We start from the raw sequence: 26,590 nt of genomic DNA on the forward strand, positions 1-26,590 counted from the left end.
AGGATCTTCGTGCCTTCCGCTCCAATCAACAGGGTATAAAAATCAACAATGTTCTTTCACACTGCTTTTATTTATATAATTATTTCAAAAGTCGTCCCCTCATTCGGGGAGCTTGTTACCTCCACACTTCCGCCATGAGCCTCGACCAACTGTTTAACAATCGCCAGGCCAAGCCCCGAGCCGCCAAGTGCCCTGGTTCTTGATTTATCCACACGATAGAAGCGTTCAAAGATGCGAGGTAAATCCTCTACAGGAATACCTTTCCCTTCATCTTGTACTCGTATATGAATTCTTCCATTAATCTGTTTCGCCCCAACTCTAATTTTGGTATGAGGCTCCGAATATTTCCGCGCATTATCCAGCAGATTTAGGATGACTTGTTCAAATCGGATCGGGTCAATCGATAAATAAAGATCATCCGGGCAATCTAGAAAAAGGTCCATATGCTGTTCTTTCAGTGCAGGAGAAACTTTTTCAATGATTCCTTGGAAATAGGGACGTAATTGAACCTCCTCTTTTTCAATAGAGAACGTATTTTCATCCATTTTCGCCAAATTAAAAAGTTCCTTCACCAGGTTGGATAACTTGAGTGACTCTTCGTGGATGATGTCTAAATAGTTTTTCCGATCCTGTTCATTCGTTTCCTTTCGTCGGGCGATATCTGCATAGCCTTTAATATAAGTTAACGGCGTTCGCAGCTCGTGTGAGATACTGGCTAGGAATTCGTTTCGTTCATTCTTTAGAATCTCTAGGTCACTCGCTAAGACTTGAATAGATTCTCCCAGTTCCCCGATTTCGTCCTTCCCGAGCTTCGGTAACGAAACGCTTAGGTCGCCTTTACTGATTCGTTTGGTCGCCTCACTCATTTTAATAAGCGGATTTGTGACCACTCGGGTCAAAAATACAATGATAATAATCATAAATAATAGAGAAAGAAGTCCGGCAAGCAGAAAATGCTGGTTAAGTCCGGAGATTAAGTCTTTAATCTTTTGTGTATTTTGGAACATGTATACATAGCCATCAATCTGTTGATCAACGACAACAGGACTAATAGAAGCAATATACGTAGCATTTTTCCAATTGTCTTCTAAGATGAGCCCATCATGTGGAATCTCCTTCGGTGTTTCATGGAGAATCCGTTTCATTTCATCCGTCACTTTATTTGACGACATATAAATGGACCCATCTGGTTTTGTAAGGATTACCTGTGTATCTGTCCGTGCTTCCATCATGGCAATATGTCTAATCGTTTCTTCATGGAACGATGCCTCTAAGACTTCACGGTGGTTGTTCCCCCTGGTCTGGAGCGCAGACAGCTCCTCATGCACGCGGGAATGAATAATATTATTATGCAAAAAGAACATCGAAATCGTTTCTAGTACAAAAATAGCTAAGAAGAAAAGCAAGCCTATTTTAAATGATATTTTATTCATTCCAATCAGCACCTCACTCCCTTTAGAATACTACAACAATTGAGTAGAAGGAGACTTATATTATAGCCAATTTTTAAAAATTGAAGATGTTTTGACTAAGTTGTAGCGAATTTGTGAAGTTGCAAAAATCACAGACCCAAGATGATATAGTAAAGATATGGGGAGTGATTATAATGAAAATATTATTAGTGGATGATGAACGTAGAATTATAGAAGTTCTTGAAGCCTACCTAGAGAGAGAAGGCTATGAAATTCACAGTGCTGATAATGGAATAGATGCTTTAAAGAAGGCGAAAAGCATTAACCCTGACTTAATTATACTAGACCTTATGCTGCCCGATATTTCTGGTGAGGAGGTTTGCCGTTTGGTGCGAAAAGAATCAGATGTCCCTATACTGATGCTTACGGCAAAATCTGCTGAGGATGACAGAATCAACGGGATTGTTATGGGTGCAGATGACTACTTAACTAAGCCATTTAGTCCCCGGGAAGTGGTTGTACGCGTTCAGGCCATTTTAAGGCGTGTCAAAAAGACGGAGAAAGTACAACTCCTTGAATTCAACAGAAAAAAACTAGTGGTAGACCTAATAAAGAAAGAAGTCAGAGTAAACGGAGAATATGTGACATTAACTCCTATCGAATACAAGCTATTAACGAATATGGCGGAAAATCCAGGACGTGTATACAGTCGAATGGATTTATTAGAAAAAATTCAGGACGAGGGCATGTATTATGAAGGCTATGAACGCAGTGTGGATACACATATTAAAAACCTCCGCAAAAAAATAGAGCAAGATACACGACAGCCGGATTTCATCGTGACTGTTTTTGGGATGGGCTATAAATTTGGAGGGGTACTAGATGCTGCAAACACTCCGGTCTAAAATCCTTTTTTATTTAGTTTTGATTTCTATGATCGGAATATTTATCGTCAGCTTTTTTATTCAATATGGATTTGAAGAGAGCTTTAATAGTTATTTAGACCACAACAGGGAGAAGAAGATTGATCGGATTATCACGGAAATTGAGAAGGATTATAGGAAAAACGGACATTTTACCAGTGATCCTGTATATGGTCTGCTGCACGAGCATGCAATGACTGATCAGCTTTATTTTCAATTATATGATCGCTTTGGACAACTGCAGATGGATTCTTCAAACATTCGGAGCATGCTGAATAGCTTTGGTTTGACTGAACCAGCACCGGATGGGGAGGAATGGCATTCCAAATCTTATACACTGAAGGTGAATAATACCATCATTGGGAAACTGGTGGCCATTTATCCTAAAGGCTTAATTGATGATGAATATACGTTTATTCAATCTATCCAACTCTATATTTACGCAGCGGTATGTTTAACGATTATTCTAGCCATCGTGTTCAGTATGATTTTTTCAAAAAAGCTGACATCTGGTTTGAAGAAGCTGTCTTTTGCCGCAAATGAACTGCAACAGCATAATTTGGACATTCGAATCCCGTTATCAGGTCTGCCTACTGAAGTGAAGCAAATTGCCATCTCATTCAATAATCTTGCAGAATCCTTGGCGAGGGAAGAAATGCTTCGGAAGCAATTTACCGGTGACCTGGCCCATGAGTTAAGAACGCCCCTAGCGACTTTAAGAAGTCAAATTGAAGCCTTTCAGGACGGGATTTGGGAGCCAACACCACAGCGATTACAGGTAAGTCACGAAGAGCTGATGCGGTTGGTAAGATTAGTGAATGAACTAGAAAAATTACTCGCTGCTGAAAATCCACAAATTAGGCTGGAAAAAATAGAATTAGAGGCAGGTAGTGTATTAGAGGCATTGTACGAAATGTTTATGCCTATTTTTAAGGAGAAGGGTGTTCATCTTCACATCGAGGAAACGAAACAGGAGGAATTGTTTGAGGCGGACAAAGACAAGCTCATGCAAATCCTTTCGAACATCCTTAATAATGCATTGAAATATACACCTGAAGGGAAGAATGTTACCCTTTCTGTGCAAACGGATAAGGAAGGCTATGTCGGGTTCAACATTCAAGATGAAGGCTCAGGTATGGCAGAAGATGATATCCCACATATATTTGAACGGTTCTATCGCGGTGACAAATCACGGGATCGCAAAACAGGCGGGGTTGGCATTGGTCTCTCCATTGTTAAGGCATTAATGGATGCCCACAAAGGGTTAATCAGAGTAAAAAGTAAACTAAACAAGGGAACCAGCATCACCTTATGGTTTCCACAGGAGGACTAATAAAGAGGCCTTTGCAAAATGCAAGGCCTCTTTGCTTACTTTAATAAATCATTTATATTGTACACTTTTCCGCTTTCAACATTACCACTTAACAGTAAGTCTACTAATGCATTTGCCACGGTGTCTGCCTCTAAGAGAGTATTTTTCTCCTTGAATTCTTTGAAGCGGTCGAGGTCCTTAAATGCTTCTTTAGAAGAAGAACGAATGGTTGCTTGCATATTGGTATCCATTACACCTGGGCTGAAGGCAATGATTTTGTTGTTCGTCTTCAATTCAGCCTGTTCAAGTGCTGCTGTTTGGGTAAACATATTGAGTCCAGCTTTAGAACTGCAGTACACACTCCAGCCTTCGATTGAACGGACGGCTGCCCCGGAGGTTATATTGATAATCTGTACTGTCGTATTTGTGACTTCTGCTTTATTAAAAAAGAGATTGGTTGTAATGATCGGTGCAATTAAATTGACTTGGATATTGCGTATAATAGGCGTTTGATCTAAATTTCCGACTGTCTGGATCGGTTCGATTGCTCCAGCGTTATTAAAAAGAAGAATTTCTTTAGGATTCTTTTCAAAAATCAAGTGGGCTATCTCCATAAATACTTCCTGTACTTCTTTTTCCAAAGAGAGATTGCAGGAATAGTGTTGATAAAATAGTCCATTTTCGGCAGCTGATTGTTTTATTTCCTCATTTTCTGTTCTAGAAACAGAAACAATCGCAATTTGTTCTTGAATGAGGCGTTTTGCAATCGCTTTTCCTAGCCCCTTGGATGCCCCGGTTATAATTGCATATTTCATGGAATGAACTCCCCCTTAAAACCTCAGGTTGATATGTATTTGTAAAAAGCTAACTTCTACCATATTTTATTCCTGTCGTCATTTTTAATCAAACAAAAAAGACAGCCCTTGAGTGAGCTGCCGTTTAACGTGCGACTGGGTAGAATTTTTTCCACTCATTTAAGAAGGGAGCGGTGGCGGCATTTGGATGTTCGAGAACCCGAGAAGTAGGGCCTGTTTGCTTTACTTCACCGTTTGCAATAATGGCAAGCTGTTTAGTAAGATAATGGATTTCCATTAAGTCATGGCTGACAAACACTGCAGTGGTTTTTGCTTCTTCAATAATTCGCTTGAAATCTTCCATTAGCCTAATCTTAGTTGGGAAATCTAAAGCAGAAAATGGTTCATCGAGAAAAAGAATCTCTGGGTCCACAATCATGGCACGTGCTAAATTGACCCTTTGCGCCTCACCACCGGATAGATAGAGCGCATTTTTTTTCGCCAGATGTGTGATGCCAAATACCTCCATCCAATGAGAAACTTTTTCCTTAATGATGCTTTTTGGAGCCTTTCGTAAGGTTAAGCCAATGGCGATGTTGTGAAAAACTGTCGCATCTAAAAGTAAGGATTGCTGGAGGGCAATCGAGAATTTCCTTCGTAACTCTAGCGGAGCAATTCCTGTCGGGATGACCTGTCCACGGTAAAGAATCTCACCGTTCGTTTGATTTTCAAGAAAAGCGAGTACCTTTAGCAGCGTACTTTTTCCCGCACCATTTGGTCCCATAATGCCGAGGAATTCTCCGTCATGAATCTGGAATTCAGGTATATTGAGAATCGTTCTGCCTTGGGCATTAAAAGTGATATTTTTCATTTCTATCAATGGGCTCATGAAAATCGCTTCCTTTGCTGTAAAAAGGTTAACACGGCTGTAATTAAAAGGGCAACGGTCAATAAAATAAACGAGAGAGCGAGAGCAATATCGAAATTTCCCTTAGACACTTCCATCACAATCGTAGTAGTTAAAATTCGGGTATCACCTTGAATATTGCCACCAACCATCATGGCGGCACCCACCTCAGCAATGACCCGGCCAAAGCCAGCCATTACCGCAGCTAGAATTGCAATCTTAGATTGTTTGACGAGGATGACTAACGTTTGGAATTTTGTTGCACCTAGGGCTTTGATTTGCAGAAGCATTTTATCATTAATTTGCTGAAAGGCAGAACAGGTTAAGCTTGTAATAATGGGAAAAGAGACTAATACTTGGGCCATAACAATGGCTGTGGGTGAATACAGCAGGGACCAATCACCTAACGGACCGGATCGCCATAAAAACATGGTAATCCAAAGTCCTGCAACAACAGGGGGGAGCCCCATACCCATGTTAATGAATAATAGAAGTAATTTGCGGCCTCTAAATCTAGTTAATCCAAGTAGAATACCCAGGGGAAGACCGAGTAGGGTGCTAAAAAGGATGGAAATTAAACAAACCTTTAGAGTCAGCCATGTAATTTGAAAAATCTCTGGGTCTCCAGAGAGGATCATCTCTATTGCTTTCTTAAGTCCATCTATTAATAGTTCCATACATAGCTGCCCTCCAGGTTAAAAATAGGGCAGGAAGAATCAAAAGAGACCTTCCTGCCGCTGGTAAATCTATTCAGTATATTTATAGAACAATGATTGGCCGTAGTCTTTCTTACCGAAGTTTTCGATCACATCTTGTGTTTTAGGATCTACCATAAATTCTACAAATTTTTCCGCATCTTTGCTATTAATTTTATCATGCTTTTCTGGATTTACTTGCATTACATGATAAATGTTCATTAAATCCTTGCCACCTTCAACTACAATTTGAAGAGTGTCTAAGTTTTTCGCTTGAGCAAGCCAAGTTGCACGATCAGTTAGGACGTACCCTTTTTTCTCAGCTGCCACCTGTAATGTTTGACCCATTCCTTGTCCTGTTGAAACATACCAGTCACCTGCAGGCTTAATGTTAGCTAAAGTCCAGATACCAAGTTCTTTTTTGTTTGTACCAGAGTCATCACCACGGGAAACAAAGGTAGCTTTCGCTTCAGCCAACTTCTTGAAGGCTGCTCCGATGTCATCTCCGCTGACACCAGCTGGATTGTCTTTTGGACCAACAAGAATAAAGTCATTGTACATGACACGCTTGTAATTAATGGCATCTCCAGCATCAACGACTGCTTTTTCAGCAGCTGGAGCATGAACAAGAAGGGCATCTGCTTCCCCTTTTGTTCCCATTTCTAATGCTTGTCCTGTACCAACGGCAATCGTTTTTACTTTTACATTATTCTGTTTTTCGAACATAGGAATGAGGACATCTAATAAGCCGCTGTCCTGTGTACTTGTGGTTGTGGCAAGAATCATTTCAGTTGGTGCAGCTTTAGGTTCTGTCTTTTTGTCTTTAGCAGCTACATCTTTCGTTTCAGAATTACCGCAGGCTGATAATACTAAAAGCATGAAAGCAAATAAAACGGCAAAATAGCGATTTTTTAACATGTGGATTCCTCCGTTAAAGTAGTTTGATAGATGATTTTTCCTAAATCTACAATAGAATAACCTTCTAAATCCGTTAAACTATCTTTGAATTCAGGGGATTGTAGGTATTGAATTAACTCCGTCAAGCATTGTTTGTTTTCATCCGTAAAGCGGAACACAAGATCAAAATGTTCTTGGGCAACGGGAATAAAATCAAGACCTAAATGGCTGGCAGCGGACTGAATACCAAAGGCAACATCAGCAATCCCTCTACTTATATAAGAAGCTGCTGAAAGATGAGTCCACTCTTCAATGTTGTACCCGCTAATATTACTAGGATTAATCCCATAGCTTGAGAGCTTAGAGTCAAGTAAGAATCTCGTTCCTGCTCCCTTTTGACGGTTAATGAATTGAACATCTTTTCTCACAAGGTCTGGGAAATCAAGAATATTTTTTGGATTGCCCTTGGCGACGATGAAGCCTTGTTGTCTTGCCGCCAATCGAAGTACTAGGATTGACTCATAGACAAATAGCTGATGAATAAATGGCAGGTTATATTCTTGTGATGTCGGATCTAAAAGATGAATGGCGGCGATATCACATTGACCGCGGTAAAGCATCATAAGGCCTTCAAGACTGCCTATGTAAGAAGGCTGAATTTGTAGATTTAATGCAGTGCCAGCCTGTTTAGCAAAATGTTCGACAAGAAAATCGTGACTTCCGGATAATCGAATAGATAGGGAATGATTACTGAACGTGTTTGATGGTTCAGCATGACTTTTCTTAACCGGAGCTTTTGTATTCTCTTTATACCTTTCAAGCTCGGCGTGCTCAATTCTCATTTTGTTCCCTATTTTAAATGCCTGTAGCTCACCTCTTTTAATTAGCTCATAAACTGTATGTTTAGAGATTTGAAAGATTTGGGCCACTTCATCGGGAGTATATGCTTTTTCTTCCACAGGTCACCCTCCTTTTCCAATTCCAAATTTACTTTATTAAAAGATTATCATAATAGATGTGATTTTTGTTAAGTTTTGTTAAGTTTTGTTTGGTTTCGTGTAGAATTGTCACGGATTGTTCAAAGGGAGCTGTAAATTTCACATAAATATCACAAACTTCACTTTTTGTTCAATGGTGAGCATGGAAGTTTGTTGTACTATAGTAGTAGAAATATTAAATTGTGGAATAAGGGAAGGGATGTACATGTCGAAGCTTTTGTATATTACGGCTAATCCGAAAAACGATATAAAGCTCTCAAAAGGAATGCAGATCGGGGAAGTATTTTTAGAGGAGTTTAAAAAGGAACAGCCGGATGTGGAAATTGAACATATGCACTTATATAGCATGGATATTCCCCAGATTGACATGGATTTACTATATGCCCGTGCAAAATTATCCTTTATGGGATATACAAAGGAACAGCTTTCTGAAGAAGAGCTGACAAAAATCGAAAAAATGCATGCGCTTGCTGACCGATTTATTGATGCAGACTACTATGTTTTTGTTACTCCAATATGGAACCTTGGCGCTCCGGCAATTTTAAAATCCTTTATGGATTGTTTATTTATTGCTGGAAAAACATTTACCTACGCTGAACACGGTGCAGAGGGCCTTCTTACTGGAAGAAAGGCTATTCACATTCAAACACGCGGAGGCATTTATTCAAGTGGCCGGATGGTGGATTTTGAAATGGGCGACCGTTATTTAAGCAAAGCCCTTGAATTCCTTGGTTTTGAATTAATGGAAACCGTTTTTGCAGAAGGGATGGATCATTTTCCAAAAATGGTCCCAGAAATTATGGCGAAAGCCAAAGAACAGGCAGCAGAAGCAGCACGCGAAATGGCAAAACAGACTGAAACAGTATAAAAAAAGGCAGTTCGAGTCATCTCGAGCTGCCTTTTTGCGACTATTGTCTATTCTATTTGCGATAAAAGGGGGTTTATTTGCGTTAATCCACCTTTATTTGCGATAATTCATGTTTTATTTGCGAAAACCGATATTTTATTTGCGAAACAGCTCAGCCGATTAAAACTTCCCTGTAAATTGAAAAAACAAGACGATAATTCCTAGTGCCCATACATAAATAGCAAACGGTTTTAATGAATTCTTTTTCAAATAACCAATCATCCACTTAACGGCAATATAGCCAAAAATGGCAGACGAGATAATCCCCACGAGCAAAGCAGACAAGGAGATTTCCTCACCAGCACCTCCCAACAAATCCTTCGTTTGCAGCACAATCGCACCAGCAATAGCAGGGGTTGATAAGAGAAAGGAGAAATAGGCAGCTGTTTCTCGATCTAATTTCCTCCAGAGGGCCGCTACAATCGTCATACCTGAACGAGAAATGGCAGGCATAATGGCCACTGCCTGAAAAGTACCAATAATCAAGGCATCTTTATAGCTAATATCCTCCATTTTTTTATAACCATTTTTTGCTGAATCTGCGAGCCACAGAAATAGTCCTGTAACGAGAAACTCCCAGCCAATAGTAACGCCCGTCTTGGAAATTTCATCAATGTAATCTTTTAAAGTAAGGCCGAAAATAACGGCAGGGATCGTACCAACGATCAACAAAAAGGTTAACTTACTAAAGGGATTTTTGATGATTTTAATAAATTCATCCTTATAAAAAACGAAAACAGCTAGTAAGGTACCGACATGGAGCATGGTATCGAGTAAAAGCCCCGCTTCCTGAAGCCCAAATAAATTTCTTCCTAAATACAGATGGCCTGTACTGCTAATGGGCAAAAATTCCGTTAACCCTTGGATAATTCCGAGAATAAGTGCTTCCAGTTTTGTTAACATAGGTCCCCTCTCATTTCTACATAATAATAAGCCTGTACATTTAAAAGATATGCATAGAAAAGCGACTTCATGAAATCCACCTTTATTTTAGGTTTATTTTACCAATTAGGTCAATGGAAATCGCCGAGGTTCAAACAAAATAAGTGCAAATGAAGGGGCGACTCCCATAAAATAGAATTATAACCGTTCGAGAGGAGAAACGCGCTTGGAACATACACATCTGCATTTTAATACTTCTATTGGAGTCAAAAAGCCAGAAAATATCCGGAACAAACAACAGGCCTGTCCTTTTTGCGAACGTGACCAACTGACGGACATTATTGCAGTTGATGGCCCCATCATTCTATTGAAAAATAAATACCCTGTTTTAGAAAATACTTATCAGACCGTGTTGATTGAAACGGACGATTGCGATGCAGAGCTGTCAACTTATTCAAAAGATCATTTACATCGGTTAATAAAGTTCGGAATCAAGCATTGGCTCGAAATGGAGGAAACTGGCCGCTATCGTTCGGTGATATTCTTCAAAAATCATGGTCCATTATCGGGAGGAACACTTGCCCATCCGCATATGCAAATTGTTGGATTAAATGATATTGATTATAAAGAAAAAGTTACCCATGAAATGTTTGAAGGGCTTGTGATTGCAGAAGGGGAGGGCTCTAGATTTACGCTTTCCACCAAGCCACGTGTGGGATTTTATGAGTTTAATATGGAGATGAATGATTCCAATTACCAGGAAACATTTTCGGAGTACCTGCAAATAGCAGTTCATTATATTCTGAATCATTTTCCATTCAAGGCAACGAGCTATAATGTGTTTTTTCATCATATTGATAATAAAATCTACGCCAAAGTTGTTTCCCGTTTCGTAACCACTCCACTTTACATCGGCTACGGCCTTCCACAAGTCCCAAGCAATCTAGAATGGATGGCAAACGAAGTAAAGCGGATTTACTTTAAATGATAGGTTAAAGTAAAATCTTTAATTGACACTCTGTTGATTGGAGCGGAAGAAGCGAAGACTCCTGTGGGAGTATGGGGCTGGGGAGACCCCGCAGGAGCGAAGCGACGAAAAGCTCCCCGTCACACCCACGGAAAGCGAAGCACCTGGAGCGGAAATCAACAGACAAGTTTAATGTAGGAAAATAGTATGTAAATAAAACCATTGTCGTTTAGAAGTTGTGATTTGTCCTCATTAAAAATATAATGAAGGAATGGACAAGTTTTAATATAAGGTGGAGACCTAGTATGACTTCAAATAAAAATACAACTTCTAAACTTGATTATAATCTCGTTTTTATACTGATATTACTTTTTCTAGCCAGCTGTTTAGCGATCTATAGCGCCCAGGCAAGTGGTCAATATAAGGAGAACTTCCTATTAAAGCAAATCGTTTGGTACGTCGTTGGTGGTGGGTTAATTGCGAGTGTAATGACACTTGACTCGGATCAATTACGAAAGCTAACCTGGTATGCGTATGGCTTCGGACTTTTCCTGCTGGCATTCCTGATTGTCGCGCCACCAAGTATTGCACCGGTCATCAACGGAGCGAAAAACTGGTTTAAAGTTCCGGGAATGGGTACCATCCAACCTTCCGAGTTTGTTAAAATCTTTATCATCTTAGCTCTATCGCGGGTAATCGAGGATCATCACCTTAAAAATCCAATCAAAACAATGCAGTCTGATTTTTGGCTGTTAGTGAAGCTTGGAATGGTAACCATGGCACCATTAATCCTTATCATCAAACAGGATTTGGGAACATCGCTCGTTTTCTTATCCATTTTGTTAGGGATGATTTTTATCTCAGGGATTTCCTGGAAGCTGTTAACACCGTTATTTTCTGTCGGTATTTTACTTATTGGGACGATTTTTTACTTTGTACTTTGGAATCCAGACTTACTTGAAAAATATCTTGGAGTAAAGCAATACCAGTTCAATCGGATTTATTCCTGGCTTGATCCTTATAGCTATCAAGGCTCAGATGCGTATCAGTTGACCAAATCTCTACTTGCTATTGGATCTGGACAGACTGGGGGCAAAGGACCAGGTAACCGTGAAGTGTATTTACCGGAAAGTCAAACCGATTTCATTTTTAGTGTTGTCGGGGAGGAATATGGTTTTATTGGAGCGAGTGTGTTAATCAGTTTATTTTTCTTATTGATTTATCACATTACCAAGGTTGGAATGGAAACAAAGAATAACTTTTATACGTATATATGTGTAGGCGTAATCAGCATGATTACCTTCCACGTCTTCCAAAATATTGGAATGACCATTGGTGTTCTGCCAATTACGGGTATTCCATTGCCATTCATCAGCTATGGAGGAAGTGCCCTAATGGGGAATATGCTCGGACTAGGTCTAATCTTCTCCATACGGTACCATTATAAAAAATACATGTTTTCAACAACAGCATAAAGCAGAAGAGAGCGGGGGAATGCAGACCCGCTCTCTTTTTTTGTGGCCTCAAAATAAGGTTTGGCGGAATAAATTGAAAAGTTGGCGGAATTCTGGCCTAAATCGGCGGAATACCCCAAAAGTTGGCGGAATTCTGGCCCAAGTTGGCGGAATACCTTCAATAGTTGGCGGAATCCCACCGCCACCTATCAAAACAAAGAAGAAGACCGCCTACATTCTGGGCGGTCCAAACATTCATCTTATTTTTTTAGGAAGATTTTCTCCACATCATCAAGCATGAGATTTGCAGCAATGACACCACCAGCAGTGTTCCAAATAGCATCGTTTACTTCGTGTACTTCACCTTTTTTAGCTACCTCAAGGTTTTTGAATAATGGATCAGCAAGCCATTCTTTTGCAAGGGTATTGCCTTTTCCATCACCCGTATCATAAGTGAAATAGAAGAGAATGTCCCCATCCATCGCTGGGATACGTTCTTTCGTTACATTCTTTTCTGCAAAATCATCCACGTTTTGGCTCTCAGGACGAGCAAATCCAAGGTCATTTAAGATAACACCTGAGAATGTATCTTTATGGTAAATACGAACTTCTCCAGACATAAAACGTACCATAGAAACCTTCATATTCTTTTTGTCGCCAAGCTTTTCCTTAATGTCAGCAATACGACCGTTATACTTTTCTAATACTTCATTCCCTTTATCAACTTTATTAACAGCCTTTGCATATAGACTAAAGTTTGTCTTCCAGTCACCGCGTAATGTTTCAGCAAAAACAGTCGGTGCAATTGCACTTAACTGCTCATAAATTTTTTCCTGACGCATTTTATTACCGATAATTAGGTCCGGTTTAAGAGCAGCAATTGCTTCAACGTTTACTTCGCTTTCTGTACCCACAACTTTTGTATCCTTTAATTGACCCGCAATATGCTCATACCAAGGATCGCCAGTCCAAGACTTAACCGCACCAACTGGAGTGACTCCCATAGACAAAAGAGCTTCTGTTCCTTCGTTTGTAAGAATAACTACGCGTTTTGGCGTACTCTTGATAGTGGTCGATCCCATTGCGTGTTCGACCGTATAGCTTTTTTCAGCCGCTGTCTTTGGTGCTTCTTTCTTTTCAGTTGTTTTCTCCTCTGCACCGCCACAAGCTGCAAGTAAGAAAATGGCTAGAATAGAGAAAATAGATAATAGAGATTTTGTCATTTTCATATGTATTTTTATCCTCCTTAGTAAATGTAAATGATAATCATTTTCAATGACATCCTTATCATAAAATGAACAAATGGAAGATGTCAACGATTTAATTGAAAATGATTTTCAAATTCAATTACAAATTTGTGAACAATAATAAAAGGTAAATGAAAATGATTTTCATAGTAATTGACAATCATTATCATTTAGAGATAGACTTAAATTAATTACTACTATAAATATGTTAGAAGGGTTTCAATCACATGCTGTTAAAAAGTACACCATTAAAATGGCTGGGACTAATCACTGCTATTTTGCTAATGTTGTTATTAATGTGTGCCAGTGTCATCTTTGGTTATACAGACACCAGCTGGCGGACAGCAATCGAGTCCTATACGAATTATAATGGGTCAAACGAACATATTATTATTCAAACTGTTAGATTTCCTAGAGCATTAATTGCTTCCGCTGTGGGGGCAAGCCTTGCCATTGCTGGTGTTCTCATGCAAACATTAACCAAAAACCCTTTGGCATCGCCAGGAATCTTTGGGATTAATGCGGGAGCAGGGTTTGCAGTTGTTGTGGCCATTACTTTATTTTCAGTGACAGATCTCCAAGCTTTCAACGGTCTCGCCTTTTTGGGTGCAGCTGTAGCCGCAGTTAGTGTATATGCCATCGGTTCCTTTGGTCGTGAAGGCTTGACACCAATGAAGCTTACCTTAGCGGGAGCAGCGATATCGGCCATGTTTTCATCTTTTACACAAGGCTTACTTGTAGTCGACGAAGCAGCACTGGAGCAGGTATTATTTTGGCTGGCAGGGTCTGTTCAAGGAAGAAAATTGGAGACTTTGTTTTCCGTCTTACCTTATATCGGGGTTGGCTGGGTAGGAGCCGTGCTCATTTCAGGAAAAATGAATATCTTGTCCATGGGGGAAGATATTGCTAAGGGACTGGGGCTAAACACAGGGTTAGTCAAACTAGCCACCGGTGTCATTGTGATCCTACTTGCGGGCGGTTCTGTGGCAGTTGCCGGTCCAATTGGTTTTGTGGGGATTGTTGTTCCTCATATTACAAGGTCCATTATTGGAATTGATCATCGTTGGGTGATTCCCTTATCTGGTATTTTGGGGGCCATCCTCTTATTAGCAGCAGATATAGCCGCAAGATATATCTTAATGCCATCTGAAGTGCCCGTCGGTGTCATGACGGCGGTTATTGGAACTCCATTCTTTATTTTTATTGCAAGAAGGGGGTTCAACGGACGATGAGCAAGTATAAAAATTTCCGCGTATTTAATGATAGAATTTCTTTTTTAATCGACAAGAAAGCAGCTACCACTTTTATCATACTGCTGATTGCAGCCTTTATTCTCTTTGTTATTAGTACAGGGACAGGAGAAATGAAAATTAACCCATTCACGGTGGTACAAGTATTGTTCGGCGGCGGTCCTGAAATGGAAAAGCTTATCATTACCTCCTTTCGATTGCCAAGAATCATTGTTGCCTTGATGGTTGGAATTTCATTAGCGGTTGCCGGTGGGATTTTACAAGGGATGATTCGAAATCCGCTTGCATCGCCTGATGTTCTTGGTATTACTGGAGGCGCAGCTGTTGCAGTGGTTGGATTTTTAGCCTTTTTTAGTGATAAAAATAATGCCTTAACAGTCAGCATTGCTTGGCTTCCGTTAGCCGCCTTTTTAGGGGCTGGGATCGTTGCCTTTTTAGTGTACATCCTTGCTTGGAAAAATGGAGTATCGCCTATACGTCTTGTTTTAATTGGGATAGGGATTTCCACTTTGATGCAAGCACTAACGACATTGATGATGATTATGGGGCCGATTTATCAGGCAAGTCAGGCAAACATATGGATAACAGGTACGGTTTACGGCTCTAACTGGAAAAATGTTGCTACATTGGTTCCTTGGACGATTACGTTCCTCTTAATTGCTCTCTTTGCAGCGAGAACCATTAATATTCAAGAACTAGGCGATGAAGTGGCAACGGGGTTAGGTGGAAAAGTTCAAAAACAACGATTTTTATTATTGATGATTAGTACCGCTTTGATTGGAAGCTCGGTCGCTTTTGCAGGGGGAATTGGTTTCGTTGGCTTGATGGCACCGCATATGGCAAGGCGGTTAGTAGGCTCTTCATTTGGTGCGCTACTTCCAGCTTCTGCACTAATTGGTGGCATCCTTGTTATGACAGCCGATTTGATTGGAAGGACCATGTTTTCACCTATGGAGGTACCTGCGGGTGTGTTTACAGCCGGTATCGGGGCACCATATTTTATCTACTTACTTTTTAAAACAAGAAATGCATAATGGAAGACAAACGTTAACGAAGGAGCTGGCATGAGAATGAATGCGATTGAAACGAAGAATTTATCACTTTCATATGGAGAGACACTCATTATTAATGAGTTGGATTTGAAAATTCCAAAGGGTGAGATCACCGTTTTTATTGGAGCAAACGGGTGCGGGAAATCCACCCTTCTTCGTTCGATTGCCCGTCTCTTGAAGCCAACTTCTGGCGGTGTGTTGCTCGAAGGAAAAGCCGTCGCAAAGCTTTCAACTAAGGAAATCGCCAAAAAGATGGCCATTTTACCTCAGTCTCCTTCCGCACCAGAAGGGCTAACCGTACTTCAACTCGTTAAACAGGGGCGCTACCCACATCAATCCTGGTTAAAACAATGGTCGGAGGAAGATGAAAAAAAAGTCAATGAAGCCTTAAAAGCGACTCGTTTAGAGGAGTTAAAGGAAAGAACAGTCGATTCACTTTCAGGAGGACAAAGACAGCGTGCCTGGATTGCCATGACCTTAGCTCAGGATACAGATGTTATTCTTTTAGACGAACCAACCACTTACTTGGATATGACACATCAAATCGAAATTCTCGATTTACTGTTTGAATTAAATGAAAAGAAAAAGCGGACCGTTGTGATGGTACTTCATGACCTGAACCTTGCTTGCCGTTATGCTCATAACGTGGTGGCTATTAAGGATAAAAAGGTGTATGCACAGGGGAAGCCAGAACATGTCATCAATTGTGGTCTTGTGAAAAATGTGTTTGGTATGGACTGTGAGGTCACAATGGATCCATTATTCGGAACACCATTGTGCATTCCTTATGGAAGAGGGAGATGTATTCTCGATAAGGCGGTGGCGATGAATGGATAAAGAGCTGACGGAAGATGAGCTTCTTGTTTTGGAAAAATACAGGCTGAGCGTTAAAAGTGCGGATTCTTTTCCTATTGCGTCTCTGCTTGATGAGTCATTCCTTAACGACTTTCTGGCAAAATTAACTCTGACCATTGATGCTCCTTCTACTAAGGTTGCTGCGTCCATTTTTATCAAAAGATATGCTTTTTTAGCGGTAACAGCCCTTTATAGTATGAGTGTTTGGAATAAAAAGTTGAATGTATCGATAGAAAATGTATCAATGGAATCTCCTAATCAGGGGAAAGCCTGGCTTCCGTCTTTTTCGTTAAAGGAGATGACTGCACAGGATTGGAATGGAAAGGATCGTTCTCTATGGCGTGATACCGTGTTGAGGGATCTTTTCGCCAACCACATTTATCCAATCATTTTGTCATTAGAAAAAGCGGTTGGTATATCTAAGTTAATTTTGTGGGAAAATATGGCTGTTTACTTGTTTTGGCTCTATGAAAAAGAGTTGAAAGAGAACGAGAATAGTAATGTAGCAGACGACTTCCGTTATTTGTTACTAGAAGCAGAGGGTTCTTTATTCGGCCAATATAACTTAAATCCCCTTCAGCGTTATTATGCAGAAAAGACGTATGTTGAAGAAAGAGATGAGGAAATCCGAATAAGAAAAACATGCTGTTTCTCTTATCAGCTACCAGCAGGAAAACGCTGTAAAATTTGCCCATGTACGCATGTATCTAAGGATGGAAGGTGTCATGATGGAGAAAATATTTGTTCAGCAGTTCGAAGCTTTGCTTGAGAAGTATAGTGAGCTTTTGGTTGGAGAATCCAATGAGGAGACAAAGGAAAAGGTGAAGGCTTGGGCCTTGTATACCCATATTGCAAAGTCCATGCCTGCTTTAGCTAAGCATTGGAATGAACTGTACCCTGATGGAAAAGAAGAAATGAAACAGATTGTGGGCGAAATTAAGCAGATGAACGAAAAGCATCGGAAATCGGCACAATAAGTACATAAAAAAACCCGGAGGCAGGGCCTTCGGGTTTTTGCTTACTGCATAGGAGTATTGCCGCCATGTTGTGGCAGTTGGTTGGTATAGCCTTGGAATTGCTGATACGATTGTTGGAGCTTTTGTTGGTCAGCCGCTTCAATTGAATACCAGCCTTTTCTAAACATAAGGTCGTAAAGATCGCGCTGACATTGTTGTGTTTCAGTAAAAATCTGCATAACATCTTGATACAAGCCTTCGTGGCTAGCTTCATGTAGTGCCATGCTGTAAGCTGTAGTCATGTATTTTTCCGTAGATAGGATATCATTAATAAAATCACGATCGTTCATTTGAGGGGTCTTCGGTACCTGTGTTTCAGGGTTTTGGATTTTTTGCTGGTTTTGGTTTTGATTCATCAGTCTGTCCTCCTTCTTATTGCATATTATTTAGTGGCTGTTGCTGGCCTGAATGCATGCCTAGGTGGCCTAAAAGCTGTTGATAGTGACGCTCATGCATCTGACAAACCTTTTCTGCTTCAGCTTTAATTTCAGGGTCTTGGCACTGTCCGGCAAAGAAGTGTGCTTTCTTCGCAGATAGTAAATTCCATGACATCATATCAGTTAAATAAAGAGCGTCCTTTGTAGATACTACACCTGGAGGCTGTTGCATGGTCGCTTGTTGATTTTGCATGTTCATATTTTGTTGCTGCATAGTAACCCTCCTTGAAATTTGTCTTTTCGATTTTATAGTCTCTCAATAAGGAATTTTTATACAATAGAGCTTGTTACCCTGTCACAAAAACAGGCTGAAGTATCTCAGCCTGTCTTCAATTACCTTTTGAACTGATTGTTCTGGCTGTTTTTTTTGTCCAAGTGGGCTTCTTCATTTCCTGGCCCGCCATTCCCCTTGACACTAGCCGCACTAACTCCAGCTTTGGAAGGGTTCTTTTTCATTTTCGCCATCTTTTATCACCTCAAGAATAGGATGCCCAGTGCTTAAAAAATATGTAAGGGGATAGAATTGTTCAAAAAAATTTCAATTTTCCGCTATTATTGATTGCACAAATTTTCGAAATATTTTATTATAAATAATAACAAAACTCATTCAGAAATATTTTTTTTGACTAAAAAATGAATGAGTATTCATTCAAAGTTTGAAGGGGGAGACAGTGTTGAACCAATTGATTAAGAAAGCAGCTGTCCTAGGATCAGGAGTAATGGGCTCAGGGATTGCAGCACATTTAGCGAATATCGGAATTCCTACACTATTATTAGATATCGTGCCACGGGAATTAACAAAAGAGGAAGAAGCTAAAGGACTTACATTACAAAATAAACAAGTTCGCAACAGAATCAGTGCGACTGCTATTCAAAAGCTGTTAAAGCAAAAGCCAGCCCCACTAACCTCCAAGAAAAATCTTGCTCTCATTGAAGCAGGAAACCTTGAAGACGATTTAGTGAAATTGAAAGATGTCGACTGGGTCATCGAGGTAGTCGTTGAAAACTTAAAGGTTAAACAGCAGGTTTTTGAAAAAGTGGATCAGTTCCGTAAACCTGGAAGTATCATTAGTTCTAATACATCTGGTATCTCTGTCGAGGCGATGGTTGAAGGCCGCTCAGAAGATTTCCAAAAACATTTCTTAGGAACACATTTCTTTAATCCACCTCGTTATTTAAAGTTACTCGAAGTTATTCCAACTCAGTACACGGATCCAAAAATTCTTTCCTTCATGAAAACATTTGGTGAAGATGTATTAGGAAAAGGCGTGGTTGAGGCAAAGGATACGCCTAACTTTATTGCAAACCGAATCGGTACGTACGGTCTTCTAGTTACTGTTCAAGAAATGTTAAAAGGCGGCTTAAGTGTGGGCGAGGTTGATTCCATCACAGGTCCGCTGATTGGCCGCGCGAAAAGTGCAACCTTCCGTACCTTGGATGTAGTCGGATTAGATACCTTCTATCATGTTGCCAACAATGTCTACGAAAAAGTAGAAGGTCATGAAAAAGAAGTGTTTGAAATCCCTGCTTTCCTTAAAACAATGGTGGAAAAAGGTTGGCTTGGCAGCAAGTCCGGACAAGGGTTTTTCTTGAAAAAAGGAAAAGAAATTCTTGAGTTAGATCCAAATACATTGGAGTATGGTCCGCGTAAAAAGTTGTCTACTCCATCTGTTGAATTGGCAAAACAGGAAAAGGGCTCAGGGAATAAATTGAAAGCGCTTGTTTATGCCAATGATAAGGCGGGGCAATTTTTATGGAATACAACCAAGCAATCGCTTGTTTACTCAGCGAAGCTATTAGGTGAAATTGCCGATGATATTGTAGGCATTGACCGTGCTATGAAATGGGGCTTTGGATGGGATAAAGGACCGTTTGAGACATGGGATGCAATTGGTGTTGAAAAATCAGTTAAAAAGATGCAGGAAGAAGGAATGGAAGTACCTGCTTGGGTGACTGAAATGCTTGAAAATGGCTTTACCTCCTTTTATATCGAAGAAAATGGTGAGTCCTTCTTCTATCATAATGGTCAATATCGTTTAGTTGAATTTAATCCGAAGGTAATTGACCTTAAAAAGATTAAAAACCAAAAGGGTGTCATTAAGAAGAATAGTGGGGCGAGCCTAATTGACATCGGTGACGGTGTGGCACTTCTAGAGTTCCATTCACCGAATAATGCCATTGGACTTGATATCGTTCAAATGATCAACTTTGCTGTGGATGAGGTGGAGAAGAACTATAAGGGTCTAGTCATCGGTAACCAAGGGAAGAACTTCTGTGTTGGTGCCAACCTTGCTATGATGCTGATGGAAGCACAGGATGACAATATCTATGAGCTTGATTTAGTAGTTCGACATCTCCACAGCGCGTTATTAAAAGTGAAATACAGCTCGAAGCCAGTAGTGGCAGCACCATTTGGTATGACACTTGGCGGCGGTGCAGAGGTTTGTCTGCCAACAGCACATATTCAAGCGTCATCAGAAACCTATATGGGACTTGTTGAAGTCGGTGTCGGCCTGCTTCCAGGCGGTGGCGGAAACAAAGAGCTTTACATTAAGCACTTAGAAAATCTTCCAAGTGGTGTTCCGTTTGATTTGCAAAACGTCGCAAATAAAGTGTTTGAAACCATTGCAATGGCAAAAGTGTCAACTTCTGCAGAAGAAGCCCGTGAAACTAATTTCTTAGATGCATCTGATGGCATCAGCTTTAATGGAGATCACCTATTGTATGATGCGAAGCAAACTGTCCTTGCCTTACACGAGCAGGGCTATATGCCAAGAGTACGTAGAAAGGTTCCTGTAGTCGGTGAAACCGGTTATGCAACTCTTTTACTGGGTGCAGAAGCAATGCGATTATCTGGCTATATCTCCGAGCATGATTTGAAAATTGCTAAGAAGGTTGCCTATGTGATCGCAGGTGGAAGAGTGCCATTTGGAACGGAAGTAGATGAGCAATACCTATTAGATTTAGAAAGAGAAGCATTCTTAAGTCTAATCGCAGAGCCAAAATCACAACAGCGTATGCAACACATGCTCGTTAAGGGTAAGCCGTTACGTAACTAATAATAGATTTTTATTTTTCCAATTTAATAGAAAGCGAGGGAACTTGCATGAGAGAAGCGGTAATCGTGGCCGGAGCCAGAACCCCGGTAGGTAAGGCAAAGAAAGGAACGCTTGCCCATGTTCGTCCTGATGATTTGGGAGCATTGGTGGTAAAAGAAACATTAAGACGTGCAGGGAACTATGAAGGAAATATTGATGATTTAATCATTGGCTGTGCAATGCCTGAAGCAGAACAAGGCAATAACATGGCTCGTAATATCGGGGCACTTGCAGGTCTTTCACATACGGTCCCTGCAATCACAATCAATCGCTTCTGTTCTTCAGGACTACAAGCGGTTGCCTATGCAGCGCAGGGCATTATGACTGGCCAAATTGACACAGCGATCGCTGGTGGAGCAGAGTCCATGAGTATGATCCCTATGATGGGGCATGTGGTTCGACCAAACATTAAGCTTGCCGAAACGGCTCCGCAATATTACATGGGAATGGGCCATACAGCAGAAGAAGTGGCTAAGAAATATGGCATTAGCCGTGAAGACCAGGATGCCTTTGCCGTAAGAAGTCATCAGCGGGCAGCCAAGGCAATTGCTGAAGGGAAATTCGTCGATGAAATCGTACCAGTGGATGTGACCATTCGTACTGTTGGACATGACAATAAACTAGTTGAAAAGACAATCCAATTTTCACAAGATGAAGGCGTTCGTCCAGGAACAAACCTAGAAACATTAGGGAAACTACGTCCTGCGTTTTCTGTAACAGGAAGCGTAACAGCGGGAAATGCTTCACAAACAAGTGACGGAGCGGCTGCATTGATGGTCATGGACCGTGAAAAAGCGGAATCCCTTGGTTTGAAGCCATTAGCCAAATTCAGATCATTCGCAGTTGGCGGCGTGCCACCTGAAATTATGGGTGTCGGCCCAGTGGTCGCTATTCCAAAAGCAGTAAAGCTTGCTGGGTTAGAATTATCCGATATTAACTTGTTCGAATTGAATGAAGCATTTGCTTCACAGTCACTTCAGGTAATTAGAGAATTAGGTCTTAACGAAGAAATTGTGAACGTAAATGGTGGTGCAATTGCGCTCGGACACCCGCTTGGATGTACAGGTGCGAAACTAACCCTTTCACTGATTCATGAATTAAAACGCAGAAACGAGCAATTCGGTGTAGTTACTATGTGTATCGGCGGCGGTATGGGTGCAGCCGGAGTATTTGAACTTTTGTAATGAAGAAGGACCAGGGGCAAGAGGGACTTAGCCCCTGGTTAATCAAAGATTAGGAGGAATAGAGATGGCAAATCAAACAGAAAAAATTATTAAAGGCGGAAGCTTTTTAATTGAGGATGTTTCCTATAATCAAGTGTTTACACCGGAAGATTTTTCAGATGAGCACAAAATGATTGCTAAAACAGCAGAAGACTTTGTGGAGAACAAAGTACTTCCACAAATTGAACACTTAGAAAATCATGAATTTGATCGCACAGTAAAGCTTCTAAAGGAAATGGGTGACCTTGGTCTTTTAGCAGCTGACGTACCAGAAGAATTTGATGGTCTAGGTCTAGATAAGATTACTTCTTCATTAATTACTGAAAAAATGTCAAAGGCTGGGGGCTTCTCCCTTTCTTATGGTGCCCATGTTGGTATCGGATCTTTACCAATTGTCCTTTTCGGTAATGACGATCAAAAGGGCAGATATTTACCTGGTCTTGCTTCAGGTGAAAAGCTTGCTGCTTACGCATTAACTGAACCAGGATCAGGTTCTGATGCCCTTGGTGCTAAAACAACAGCGAAGCTTAATGCTGAAGGCACACACTATATCTTAAACGGTGAAAAGCAATGGATTACAAATGCAGGCTTTGCAGATGTTTTCGTTGTGTATGCAAAGGTGGATGGCGAACACTTCACTGCATTCATCGTTGAAAGAAACTTCCCAGGCGTTTCAACTGGTGCTGAAGAGAAGAAAATGGGGATTAAGAGTTCTTCCACTCGTACCCTTATTTTAGAAGATGTTCCTGTACCAGTAGAAAACCTCTTAGGTGAGTTTGGTAAGGGTCACGTTATTGCCTTTAATATCTTAAATATCGGTCGCTATAAATTAGCTGTTGGCGGTGTAGGCGGGTCTAAAAGTGCCTTTGAAATGACTGTGAAATATGCAAATGGACGCAAGCAGTTTAAAACGCCAATCGCTCAGTTTAACTTAACAAAAGAGAAATTTGGTACAATGGCATCCAAAATTTATGCAGCAGAAAGCGCTGTATACCGTACAATCGGATTGTATGAGGATAACCAAGGTAAGTTGACTGACGAGGAAGCGAAAGACATTAAAAAGGTGGCCAATTCAATTGCAGAGTATGCGATTGAGTGTTCATTAAACAAATTCTTTAACAGTGAAGTGTTAGATTATGTTGTAGATGAAGGCGTTCAAATCCATGGCGGATATGGTTTTATGCAGGAGTATCCAATCGAGAGAGCGTACCGTGATTCTCGTATTAACCGTATTTTTGAAGGTACAAACGAAATCAACCGTTTGTTAGTATTAGGCACATATCTGCGTAAAGCCATGAAGGGTGAGCTTCCATTATTCCAAAAAGCAATGGCTCTACAAGAAGAACTAATGATGCTTATGCCTGAGGAGCCAGGTGATGAGCCGTTAGCACAAGAAAAATATTTGGTGAAAAATGCGAAGAAAATCGGTTTACTAGCAGCTGGTTTAGCCGCACAAAAATACGGCAAAGCGATTGAAAAAGAGCAAGAAATATTCGTAAACATTGCTGATATTGTTTCCAATGCGTATGCTATGGAATCTGTCGTATTACGTACAGAAAAAGCAATCGCTAAAGACGGTGTGGAGAAGAGCAAACAAAAGCTTCTTTACACACAAATTTTCTGCCAAGAAGCATTTAATAAAATTGAAGCAGATGCGAAAGAAACATTGGTAGCTGTTGAACACGGTGATACTCTTCGCATGATGTTGTCTTCTCTTCGCAAGTTTACTCGCCACACGCCTATTAACGTAATTGCTAAAAAGCGCGAAGCTGCAGATGCCCTTATCGAAGCAGAACGCTATATCGTTTAAAAGGAATACAGGGCTCCCTTTTTCTCAAGGGGGCTTTTTATTTTTTAAAATAATATCGAGATAAAGAAGGAGTATTTACGAAATTAGTCGAATTTTTAATTTGGAACATATTTTTTGCATTAGGATTTTGAAAAACGTTATGATAATATTCAAATGACGTGAATACGTCATTGAATGAAGTGGGAAAAGGCGGTGAAACTTATGTCGATGACTTTTTACTGGTATCCCAAATGCGGCACATGTCGAAACGCAAAGAAATGGCTGGATGCCCATCATCTTTCCTATGAAGAAGTACATATTGTGGAACATCCCCCAAGTCGTGAGCAATTGCAGGATCTATATCAAAAAAGCGGACTAGAACTTAAAAAATTCTTTAACACTAGCGGTATGAAATATCGTGAATTAGGTATAAAGGATAAGATGAAGTCAGCAACGGATGAAGAACTGCTTGACTTACTTGCCTCCGATGGGATGTTAATTAAGCGGCCGATTTTAACGGATGGCGAACGAGTCACCGTAGGCTTTAAAGAAGAAGAGTATGAAAAAATGTGGCAATAAGCCTACTCTTCCTTTCCTGACTCATGGTAATCGATTTTATTCGATGATAAATTTTTCAGAAAAAAAACAATGGAGGGATTTAAGCGAATGAGTACACCAAAAGAGTTACGTTATTCAGAAGAACACGAGTGGGTAAAAGTTGAAGGGGAAAAGGTGCGCGTTGGTATCACTGACTTTGCACAGCATGAATTAGGAGATATCGTTTTCGTTGAACTACCTGAAGTTGGTACTGAAGTATCAGCTGACGAGCCGTTCGGAAGCGTTGAATCTGTTAAAACAGTTTCTGAGCTATATGCGCCTGTAAGCGGAAAAGTAGTAGAAGTGAACGAAGACTTAAATGACAGTCCTGAATTTGTAAATGAATCTCCTTATGAAAAAGCATGGATGATTGTTATTGAGCTTTCTGACAGCAGCGAAGTAGAAAAGCTAATGACTGCTGAACAGTACGAAGAAATGGTTAAAGAAGACTAATCATCATTAGAAAAGCACCTTTTAGGGTGCTTTTTCTGTTAAAAATTAAGAGGCTTCCACTTTTAATAATAATTTCCACGATTTCTTCTACTAAAGTGGGGAAACTAATCGTAAATATATTAAAGAGGGTGGACATATGTCACTGAAACAACAAAAGGTAGATGTTACTGATCGTGTAGTAGGAAAAATTAAGAATGGTGAGATTGAACTATTCTTAGAGTCATCCTCTATTGGAAAAATTAAACTTCCTGAGAATATGCAGTATGAGCTAGAGCATCACTTTGAGGCTGACCAACAAAAGATATACCAGCATGTGACGGTTACCGATCAACCTGATGCGAAATATACCGATTGTGATGAAGGTGGATGGTGTTAATTCCAGCGTTGTAGCCGTCGTGAGTATGAGCAAATACCTATTTTTAAGATGACAATAATGATATAGTTAACATACTAAGAAGAAGACACACGTAATCAAAATTTTAGAATATGTTAACATAAACAACTTCTATTACAGGTGATGGATATGAATGATTCGTATGTTGACAAAGTTCTTATTGTCGAAGGAAAGTCAGATAAAAATAAGGTAAAAAGTATTGTAAAGGAACCGGTTGAAATCATTTGTACGAATGGAACCATCAGTGTTTCGAAGCTCGATGAATTAATTGAGTTTCTTGAAGATAAGGATGTCTACATTCTTGTTGATGCCGATCAAGCAGGTGAAAAGCTTCGTAAGCAATTTAAGCGGGAGTTTCCGCATGCTGAGCATATATATATCGATCGGATGTATCGTGAGGTCGCAACGGCACCAGTACAGCATTTGGCGACTGTTCTTTTAGGAGCGAACATCGATGTGCATACTGAGTTTTTAGAAATGGGATAATGAGTAATGAACGAATGGAATCAAACTGACTTTGTTGATTTCCTTGAAAAGAAGTCAACAGGACTAATCTATTTTTATACACCACTTTGTGGTACGTGCCAGCTCGCATCAAAGATGCTGCAGGTGGTCGAAGAGTTGGTAGATACGCCAATGGGAAAAATGAACTTAAATTTTTATCCACAATTGGCGAGGGATTTAGCGATTGAAAGTGTACCCTGTCTTTTAATCGTAAGGGACGGCAAGGTAGTAGAAATGCTATATGCTTTTCATTCGGTGCCTTATTTGTTGGATAAGATTAAATCAATATGTGAGTAGAGCAGATGCATGGGGGTGTCTGCTTTTTACTATGGTTGGATTTGTGAAACATGCACAAATCCAGTTGGAGCCTATATAACGGGCGAGCATGGGTACTATGGTAAGCGAAAAATGCCCGTAGCACATGAAAAAGAGCGAGTAAGGGAATTGTGAAGAGCTCACAAGTCCCGTAGCGCTTGAAAAAGAACAGGCATGGGAACTGTGCTAGGTCGACAGTGCCCGTAGCACCA

Annotated in this window: 29 protein-coding genes; 18 read left to right on the top strand and 11 right to left on the bottom strand. The window is 40.3% G+C overall.

Features of this window, described 5'->3' with window-relative positions; genetic code table 11:
• Positions 1–71 precede the first annotated feature (71 nt).
• Complete coding sequence (locus tag ABES03_RS18950; protein ID WP_430119583.1) at positions 72–1,433, bottom strand: sensor histidine kinase; 1,362 nt, start codon at positions 1,431–1,433, stop codon at positions 72–74.
• 173 nt (positions 1,434–1,606) lie between these two features.
• On the opposite strand from ABES03_RS18950, the gene ABES03_RS18955 reads away from it, so the two are divergent.
• The gene (locus ABES03_RS18955; protein ID WP_430119586.1) at positions 1,607–2,317 is read left to right on the top strand and encodes a response regulator transcription factor; all 711 of its coding nucleotides are present in this window, start codon (positions 1,607–1,609) and stop codon (positions 2,315–2,317) included.
• Positions 2,295–3,668 carry a HAMP domain-containing sensor histidine kinase gene (locus ABES03_RS18960; RefSeq protein ID WP_430119589.1) on the top strand — a complete coding sequence of 458 codons (1,374 nt, stop codon included), beginning with the start codon at positions 2,295–2,297 and terminating at the stop codon, positions 3,666–3,668. Before ABES03_RS18955 ends, ABES03_RS18960 begins: the two co-directional genes overlap by 23 nt.
• 35 nt (positions 3,669–3,703) lie before the next feature.
• Here ABES03_RS18960 and ABES03_RS18965 read toward each other — a convergent pair whose 3' ends face one another.
• From ABES03_RS18965 to ABES03_RS18985, 5 genes are all read right to left on the bottom strand, one after another.
• Positions 3,704–4,462, bottom strand: coding sequence for a (S)-benzoin forming benzil reductase (locus ABES03_RS18965; RefSeq protein WP_430119592.1), 759 nt, complete (start codon positions 4,460–4,462; stop codon positions 3,704–3,706).
• Between the two features lie 124 nt (positions 4,463–4,586).
• Positions 4,587–5,330 carry an ABC transporter ATP-binding protein gene (locus tag ABES03_RS18970; RefSeq protein WP_430119595.1) on the bottom strand — a complete coding sequence of 248 codons (744 nt, stop codon included), beginning with the start codon at positions 5,328–5,330 and terminating at the stop codon, positions 4,587–4,589.
• Positions 5,327–6,025, bottom strand: coding sequence for an ABC transporter permease (locus ABES03_RS18975; protein ID WP_430119597.1), 699 nt, complete (start codon positions 6,023–6,025; stop codon positions 5,327–5,329). The genes ABES03_RS18970 and ABES03_RS18975 overlap by 4 nt, the downstream gene beginning before the upstream one ends.
• Positions 6,026–6,094: 69 nt before the next feature.
• On the bottom strand, positions 6,095–6,961 hold the full coding sequence (locus tag ABES03_RS18980) for a substrate-binding domain-containing protein (protein WP_430119598.1): 867 nt from the start codon (positions 6,959–6,961) through the stop codon (positions 6,095–6,097).
• Positions 6,955–7,899, bottom strand: coding sequence for a substrate-binding domain-containing protein (locus tag ABES03_RS18985; RefSeq protein WP_430119600.1), 945 nt, complete (start codon positions 7,897–7,899; stop codon positions 6,955–6,957). The genes ABES03_RS18980 and ABES03_RS18985 overlap by 7 nt, the downstream gene beginning before the upstream one ends.
• A gap of 244 nt (positions 7,900–8,143) precedes the next feature.
• Between ABES03_RS18985 and ABES03_RS18990 the strand changes: the two genes are divergently transcribed.
• Positions 8,144–8,806, top strand: a complete 663-nt coding sequence (locus ABES03_RS18990) for an FMN-dependent NADH-azoreductase (RefSeq protein ID WP_430119602.1) — start codon at positions 8,144–8,146, stop codon at positions 8,804–8,806.
• A 159-nt stretch (positions 8,807–8,965) separates the two neighbouring features.
• Here ABES03_RS18990 and ABES03_RS18995 read toward each other — a convergent pair whose 3' ends face one another.
• Positions 8,966–9,748 (bottom strand): undecaprenyl-diphosphate phosphatase, encoded by a 783-nt coding sequence (locus ABES03_RS18995; protein WP_430119604.1) that lies wholly within the window; start codon positions 9,746–9,748, stop codon positions 8,966–8,968.
• Between the two features lie 205 nt (positions 9,749–9,953).
• Here ABES03_RS18995 and ABES03_RS19000 point away from each other — a divergent pair, with 205 nt between their 5' ends.
• Both ABES03_RS19000 and ABES03_RS19005 read left to right on the top strand, forming a co-directional pair.
• Entirely contained in the window at positions 9,954–10,715 is a 762-nt protein-coding gene (locus ABES03_RS19000) for a DUF4931 domain-containing protein (protein WP_430119606.1), read from the top strand.
• A gap of 284 nt (positions 10,716–10,999) precedes the next feature.
• Positions 11,000–12,169 (top strand): FtsW/RodA/SpoVE family cell cycle protein, encoded by a 1,170-nt coding sequence (locus tag ABES03_RS19005; protein ID WP_430119608.1) that lies wholly within the window; start codon positions 11,000–11,002, stop codon positions 12,167–12,169.
• A 239-nt stretch (positions 12,170–12,408) separates the two neighbouring features.
• On the opposite strand, the gene ABES03_RS19010 is transcribed toward ABES03_RS19005, so the two are convergent.
• Positions 12,409–13,377, bottom strand: coding sequence for an ABC transporter substrate-binding protein (locus ABES03_RS19010; protein ID WP_430119610.1), 969 nt, complete (start codon positions 13,375–13,377; stop codon positions 12,409–12,411).
• A 245-nt stretch (positions 13,378–13,622) separates the two neighbouring features.
• Between ABES03_RS19010 and ABES03_RS19015 the strand changes: the two genes are divergently transcribed.
• From ABES03_RS19015 to ABES03_RS19035, 5 genes are read left to right on the top strand one after another with little or no spacing between them, the layout of a single operon-like run.
• Positions 13,623–14,627, top strand: coding sequence for a FecCD family ABC transporter permease (locus ABES03_RS19015; protein WP_430119611.1), 1,005 nt, complete (start codon positions 13,623–13,625; stop codon positions 14,625–14,627).
• The gene (locus ABES03_RS19020; RefSeq protein ID WP_430119613.1) at positions 14,624–15,679 is read left to right on the top strand and encodes a FecCD family ABC transporter permease; all 1,056 of its coding nucleotides are present in this window, start codon (positions 14,624–14,626) and stop codon (positions 15,677–15,679) included. The genes ABES03_RS19015 and ABES03_RS19020 overlap by 4 nt, the downstream gene beginning before the upstream one ends.
• 36 nt (positions 15,680–15,715) lie before the next feature.
• On the top strand, positions 15,716–16,534 hold the full coding sequence (locus ABES03_RS19025; protein ID WP_430119615.1) for an ABC transporter ATP-binding protein: 819 nt from the start codon (positions 15,716–15,718) through the stop codon (positions 16,532–16,534).
• Complete coding sequence (gene fhuF / locus ABES03_RS19030; protein WP_430119617.1) at positions 16,527–17,321, top strand: siderophore-iron reductase FhuF; 795 nt, start codon at positions 16,527–16,529, stop codon at positions 17,319–17,321. Before ABES03_RS19025 ends, fhuF begins: the two co-directional genes overlap by 8 nt.
• Positions 17,281–17,529, top strand: coding sequence for a DUF2573 family protein (locus ABES03_RS19035; RefSeq protein WP_430119633.1), 249 nt, complete (start codon positions 17,281–17,283; stop codon positions 17,527–17,529). Before fhuF ends, ABES03_RS19035 begins: the two co-directional genes overlap by 41 nt.
• Before the next feature lie 41 nt (positions 17,530–17,570).
• On the opposite strand, the gene ABES03_RS19040 is transcribed toward ABES03_RS19035, so the two are convergent.
• The 3 genes from ABES03_RS19040 to ABES03_RS19050 form a co-directional block, all read right to left on the bottom strand.
• Positions 17,571–17,924 (bottom strand): spore coat protein, encoded by a 354-nt coding sequence (locus tag ABES03_RS19040; RefSeq protein ID WP_430119619.1) that lies wholly within the window; start codon positions 17,922–17,924, stop codon positions 17,571–17,573.
• 16 nt (positions 17,925–17,940) lie between these two features.
• Entirely contained in the window at positions 17,941–18,219 is a 279-nt protein-coding gene (locus tag ABES03_RS19045) for a hypothetical protein (RefSeq protein WP_308082613.1), read from the bottom strand.
• 119 nt (positions 18,220–18,338) lie between these two features.
• A complete protein-coding gene (locus tag ABES03_RS19050; RefSeq protein ID WP_307285483.1) occupies positions 18,339–18,470 on the bottom strand; it encodes a YuzL family protein in 132 nt (43 codons plus the stop codon).
• 209 nt (positions 18,471–18,679) lie between these two features.
• Between ABES03_RS19050 and ABES03_RS19055 the strand changes: the two genes are divergently transcribed.
• The 8 genes from ABES03_RS19055 to ABES03_RS19090 all read left to right on the top strand — a co-directional run bounded on the left by ABES03_RS19055 (position 18,680) and on the right by ABES03_RS19090 (position 26,360).
• A complete protein-coding gene (locus ABES03_RS19055; RefSeq protein WP_430119622.1) occupies positions 18,680–21,064 on the top strand; it encodes a 3-hydroxyacyl-CoA dehydrogenase/enoyl-CoA hydratase family protein in 2,385 nt (794 codons plus the stop codon).
• A 47-nt stretch (positions 21,065–21,111) separates the two neighbouring features.
• Positions 21,112–22,287 (top strand): acetyl-CoA C-acetyltransferase, encoded by a 1,176-nt coding sequence (locus ABES03_RS19060; RefSeq protein ID WP_430119624.1) that lies wholly within the window; start codon positions 21,112–21,114, stop codon positions 22,285–22,287.
• A gap of 64 nt (positions 22,288–22,351) precedes the next feature.
• Positions 22,352–24,136, top strand: coding sequence for an acyl-CoA dehydrogenase family protein (locus ABES03_RS19065; RefSeq protein WP_430119626.1), 1,785 nt, complete (start codon positions 22,352–22,354; stop codon positions 24,134–24,136).
• Between the two features lie 201 nt (positions 24,137–24,337).
• A complete protein-coding gene (locus tag ABES03_RS19070; RefSeq protein ID WP_430119628.1) occupies positions 24,338–24,694 on the top strand; it encodes an arsenate reductase family protein in 357 nt (118 codons plus the stop codon).
• A gap of 87 nt (positions 24,695–24,781) precedes the next feature.
• Positions 24,782–25,165, top strand: coding sequence for a glycine cleavage system protein GcvH (gene gcvH / locus ABES03_RS19075; RefSeq protein WP_413307436.1), 384 nt, complete (start codon positions 24,782–24,784; stop codon positions 25,163–25,165).
• Positions 25,166–25,301: 136 nt separating this feature from the next.
• Positions 25,302–25,541, top strand: a complete 240-nt coding sequence (locus tag ABES03_RS19080) for a YusG family protein (protein ID WP_413307439.1) — start codon at positions 25,302–25,304, stop codon at positions 25,539–25,541.
• A 147-nt stretch (positions 25,542–25,688) separates the two neighbouring features.
• Positions 25,689–26,045 (top strand): toprim domain-containing protein, encoded by a 357-nt coding sequence (locus ABES03_RS19085; RefSeq protein WP_307285499.1) that lies wholly within the window; start codon positions 25,689–25,691, stop codon positions 26,043–26,045.
• A gap of 6 nt (positions 26,046–26,051) precedes the next feature.
• Positions 26,052–26,360: a thioredoxin family protein gene (locus tag ABES03_RS19090; RefSeq protein ID WP_430119631.1), complete on the top strand. Its 309-nt coding sequence runs from the start codon at positions 26,052–26,054 to the stop codon at positions 26,358–26,360.
• Positions 26,361–26,590 lie beyond the last annotated feature (230 nt).

It is taken from the genome of Neobacillus rhizosphaerae (assembly GCF_050477885.1).
Lineage (GTDB): Bacteria > Bacillota > Bacilli > Bacillales > Cytobacillaceae > Neobacillus > Neobacillus rhizosphaerae_A.

What these genes read in the sequence shown, in the direction of transcription:
- ABES03_RS18950 (WP_430119583.1), bottom strand. Translation starts at nt 1,433, where the DNA reads ATGAATAAAATATCATTTAAAATAGGCTTGCTTTTCTTCTTAGCTATT.
- ABES03_RS18955 (WP_430119586.1), top strand. Translation starts at nt 1,607, where the DNA reads ATGAAAATATTATTAGTGGATGATGAACGTAGAATTATAGAAGTTCTT.
- ABES03_RS18960 (WP_430119589.1), top strand. Translation starts at nt 2,295, where the DNA reads ATGCTGCAAACACTCCGGTCTAAAATCCTTTTTTATTTAGTTTTGATT.
- ABES03_RS18965 (WP_430119592.1), bottom strand. Translation starts at nt 4,462, where the DNA reads ATGAAATATGCAATTATAACCGGGGCATCCAAGGGGCTAGGAAAAGCG.
- ABES03_RS18970 (WP_430119595.1), bottom strand. Translation starts at nt 5,330, where the DNA reads ATGAGCCCATTGATAGAAATGAAAAATATCACTTTTAATGCCCAAGGC.
- ABES03_RS18975 (WP_430119597.1), bottom strand. Translation starts at nt 6,025, where the DNA reads ATGGAACTATTAATAGATGGACTTAAGAAAGCAATAGAGATGATCCTC.
- ABES03_RS18980 (WP_430119598.1), bottom strand. Translation starts at nt 6,961, where the DNA reads ATGTTAAAAAATCGCTATTTTGCCGTTTTATTTGCTTTCATGCTTTTA.
- ABES03_RS18990 (WP_430119602.1), top strand. Translation starts at nt 8,144, where the DNA reads ATGTCGAAGCTTTTGTATATTACGGCTAATCCGAAAAACGATATAAAG.
- ABES03_RS18995 (WP_430119604.1), bottom strand. Translation starts at nt 9,748, where the DNA reads ATGTTAACAAAACTGGAAGCACTTATTCTCGGAATTATCCAAGGGTTA.
- ABES03_RS19005 (WP_430119608.1), top strand. Translation starts at nt 11,000, where the DNA reads ATGACTTCAAATAAAAATACAACTTCTAAACTTGATTATAATCTCGTT.
- ABES03_RS19010 (WP_430119610.1), bottom strand. Translation starts at nt 13,377, where the DNA reads ATGAAAATGACAAAATCTCTATTATCTATTTTCTCTATTCTAGCCATT.
- ABES03_RS19015 (WP_430119611.1), top strand. Translation starts at nt 13,623, where the DNA reads ATGCTGTTAAAAAGTACACCATTAAAATGGCTGGGACTAATCACTGCT.
- ABES03_RS19020 (WP_430119613.1), top strand. Translation starts at nt 14,624, where the DNA reads ATGAGCAAGTATAAAAATTTCCGCGTATTTAATGATAGAATTTCTTTT.
- ABES03_RS19025 (WP_430119615.1), top strand. Translation starts at nt 15,716, where the DNA reads ATGAATGCGATTGAAACGAAGAATTTATCACTTTCATATGGAGAGACA.
- fhuF (WP_430119617.1), top strand. Translation starts at nt 16,527, where the DNA reads ATGGATAAAGAGCTGACGGAAGATGAGCTTCTTGTTTTGGAAAAATAC.
- ABES03_RS19035 (WP_430119633.1), top strand. Translation starts at nt 17,281, where the DNA reads ATGGAGAAAATATTTGTTCAGCAGTTCGAAGCTTTGCTTGAGAAGTAT.
- ABES03_RS19040 (WP_430119619.1), bottom strand. Translation starts at nt 17,924, where the DNA reads ATGAATCAAAACCAAAACCAGCAAAAAATCCAAAACCCTGAAACACAG.
- ABES03_RS19045 (WP_308082613.1), bottom strand. Translation starts at nt 18,219, where the DNA reads ATGCAGCAACAAAATATGAACATGCAAAATCAACAAGCGACCATGCAA.
- ABES03_RS19050 (WP_307285483.1), bottom strand. Translation starts at nt 18,470, where the DNA reads ATGGCGAAAATGAAAAAGAACCCTTCCAAAGCTGGAGTTAGTGCGGCT.
- ABES03_RS19060 (WP_430119624.1), top strand. Translation starts at nt 21,112, where the DNA reads ATGAGAGAAGCGGTAATCGTGGCCGGAGCCAGAACCCCGGTAGGTAAG.
- ABES03_RS19065 (WP_430119626.1), top strand. Translation starts at nt 22,352, where the DNA reads ATGGCAAATCAAACAGAAAAAATTATTAAAGGCGGAAGCTTTTTAATT.
- ABES03_RS19070 (WP_430119628.1), top strand. Translation starts at nt 24,338, where the DNA reads ATGTCGATGACTTTTTACTGGTATCCCAAATGCGGCACATGTCGAAAC.
- gcvH (WP_413307436.1), top strand. Translation starts at nt 24,782, where the DNA reads ATGAGTACACCAAAAGAGTTACGTTATTCAGAAGAACACGAGTGGGTA.
- ABES03_RS19080 (WP_413307439.1), top strand. Translation starts at nt 25,302, where the DNA reads ATGTCACTGAAACAACAAAAGGTAGATGTTACTGATCGTGTAGTAGGA.
- ABES03_RS19085 (WP_307285499.1), top strand. Translation starts at nt 25,689, where the DNA reads ATGAATGATTCGTATGTTGACAAAGTTCTTATTGTCGAAGGAAAGTCA.
- ABES03_RS19090 (WP_430119631.1), top strand. Translation starts at nt 26,052, where the DNA reads ATGAACGAATGGAATCAAACTGACTTTGTTGATTTCCTTGAAAAGAAG.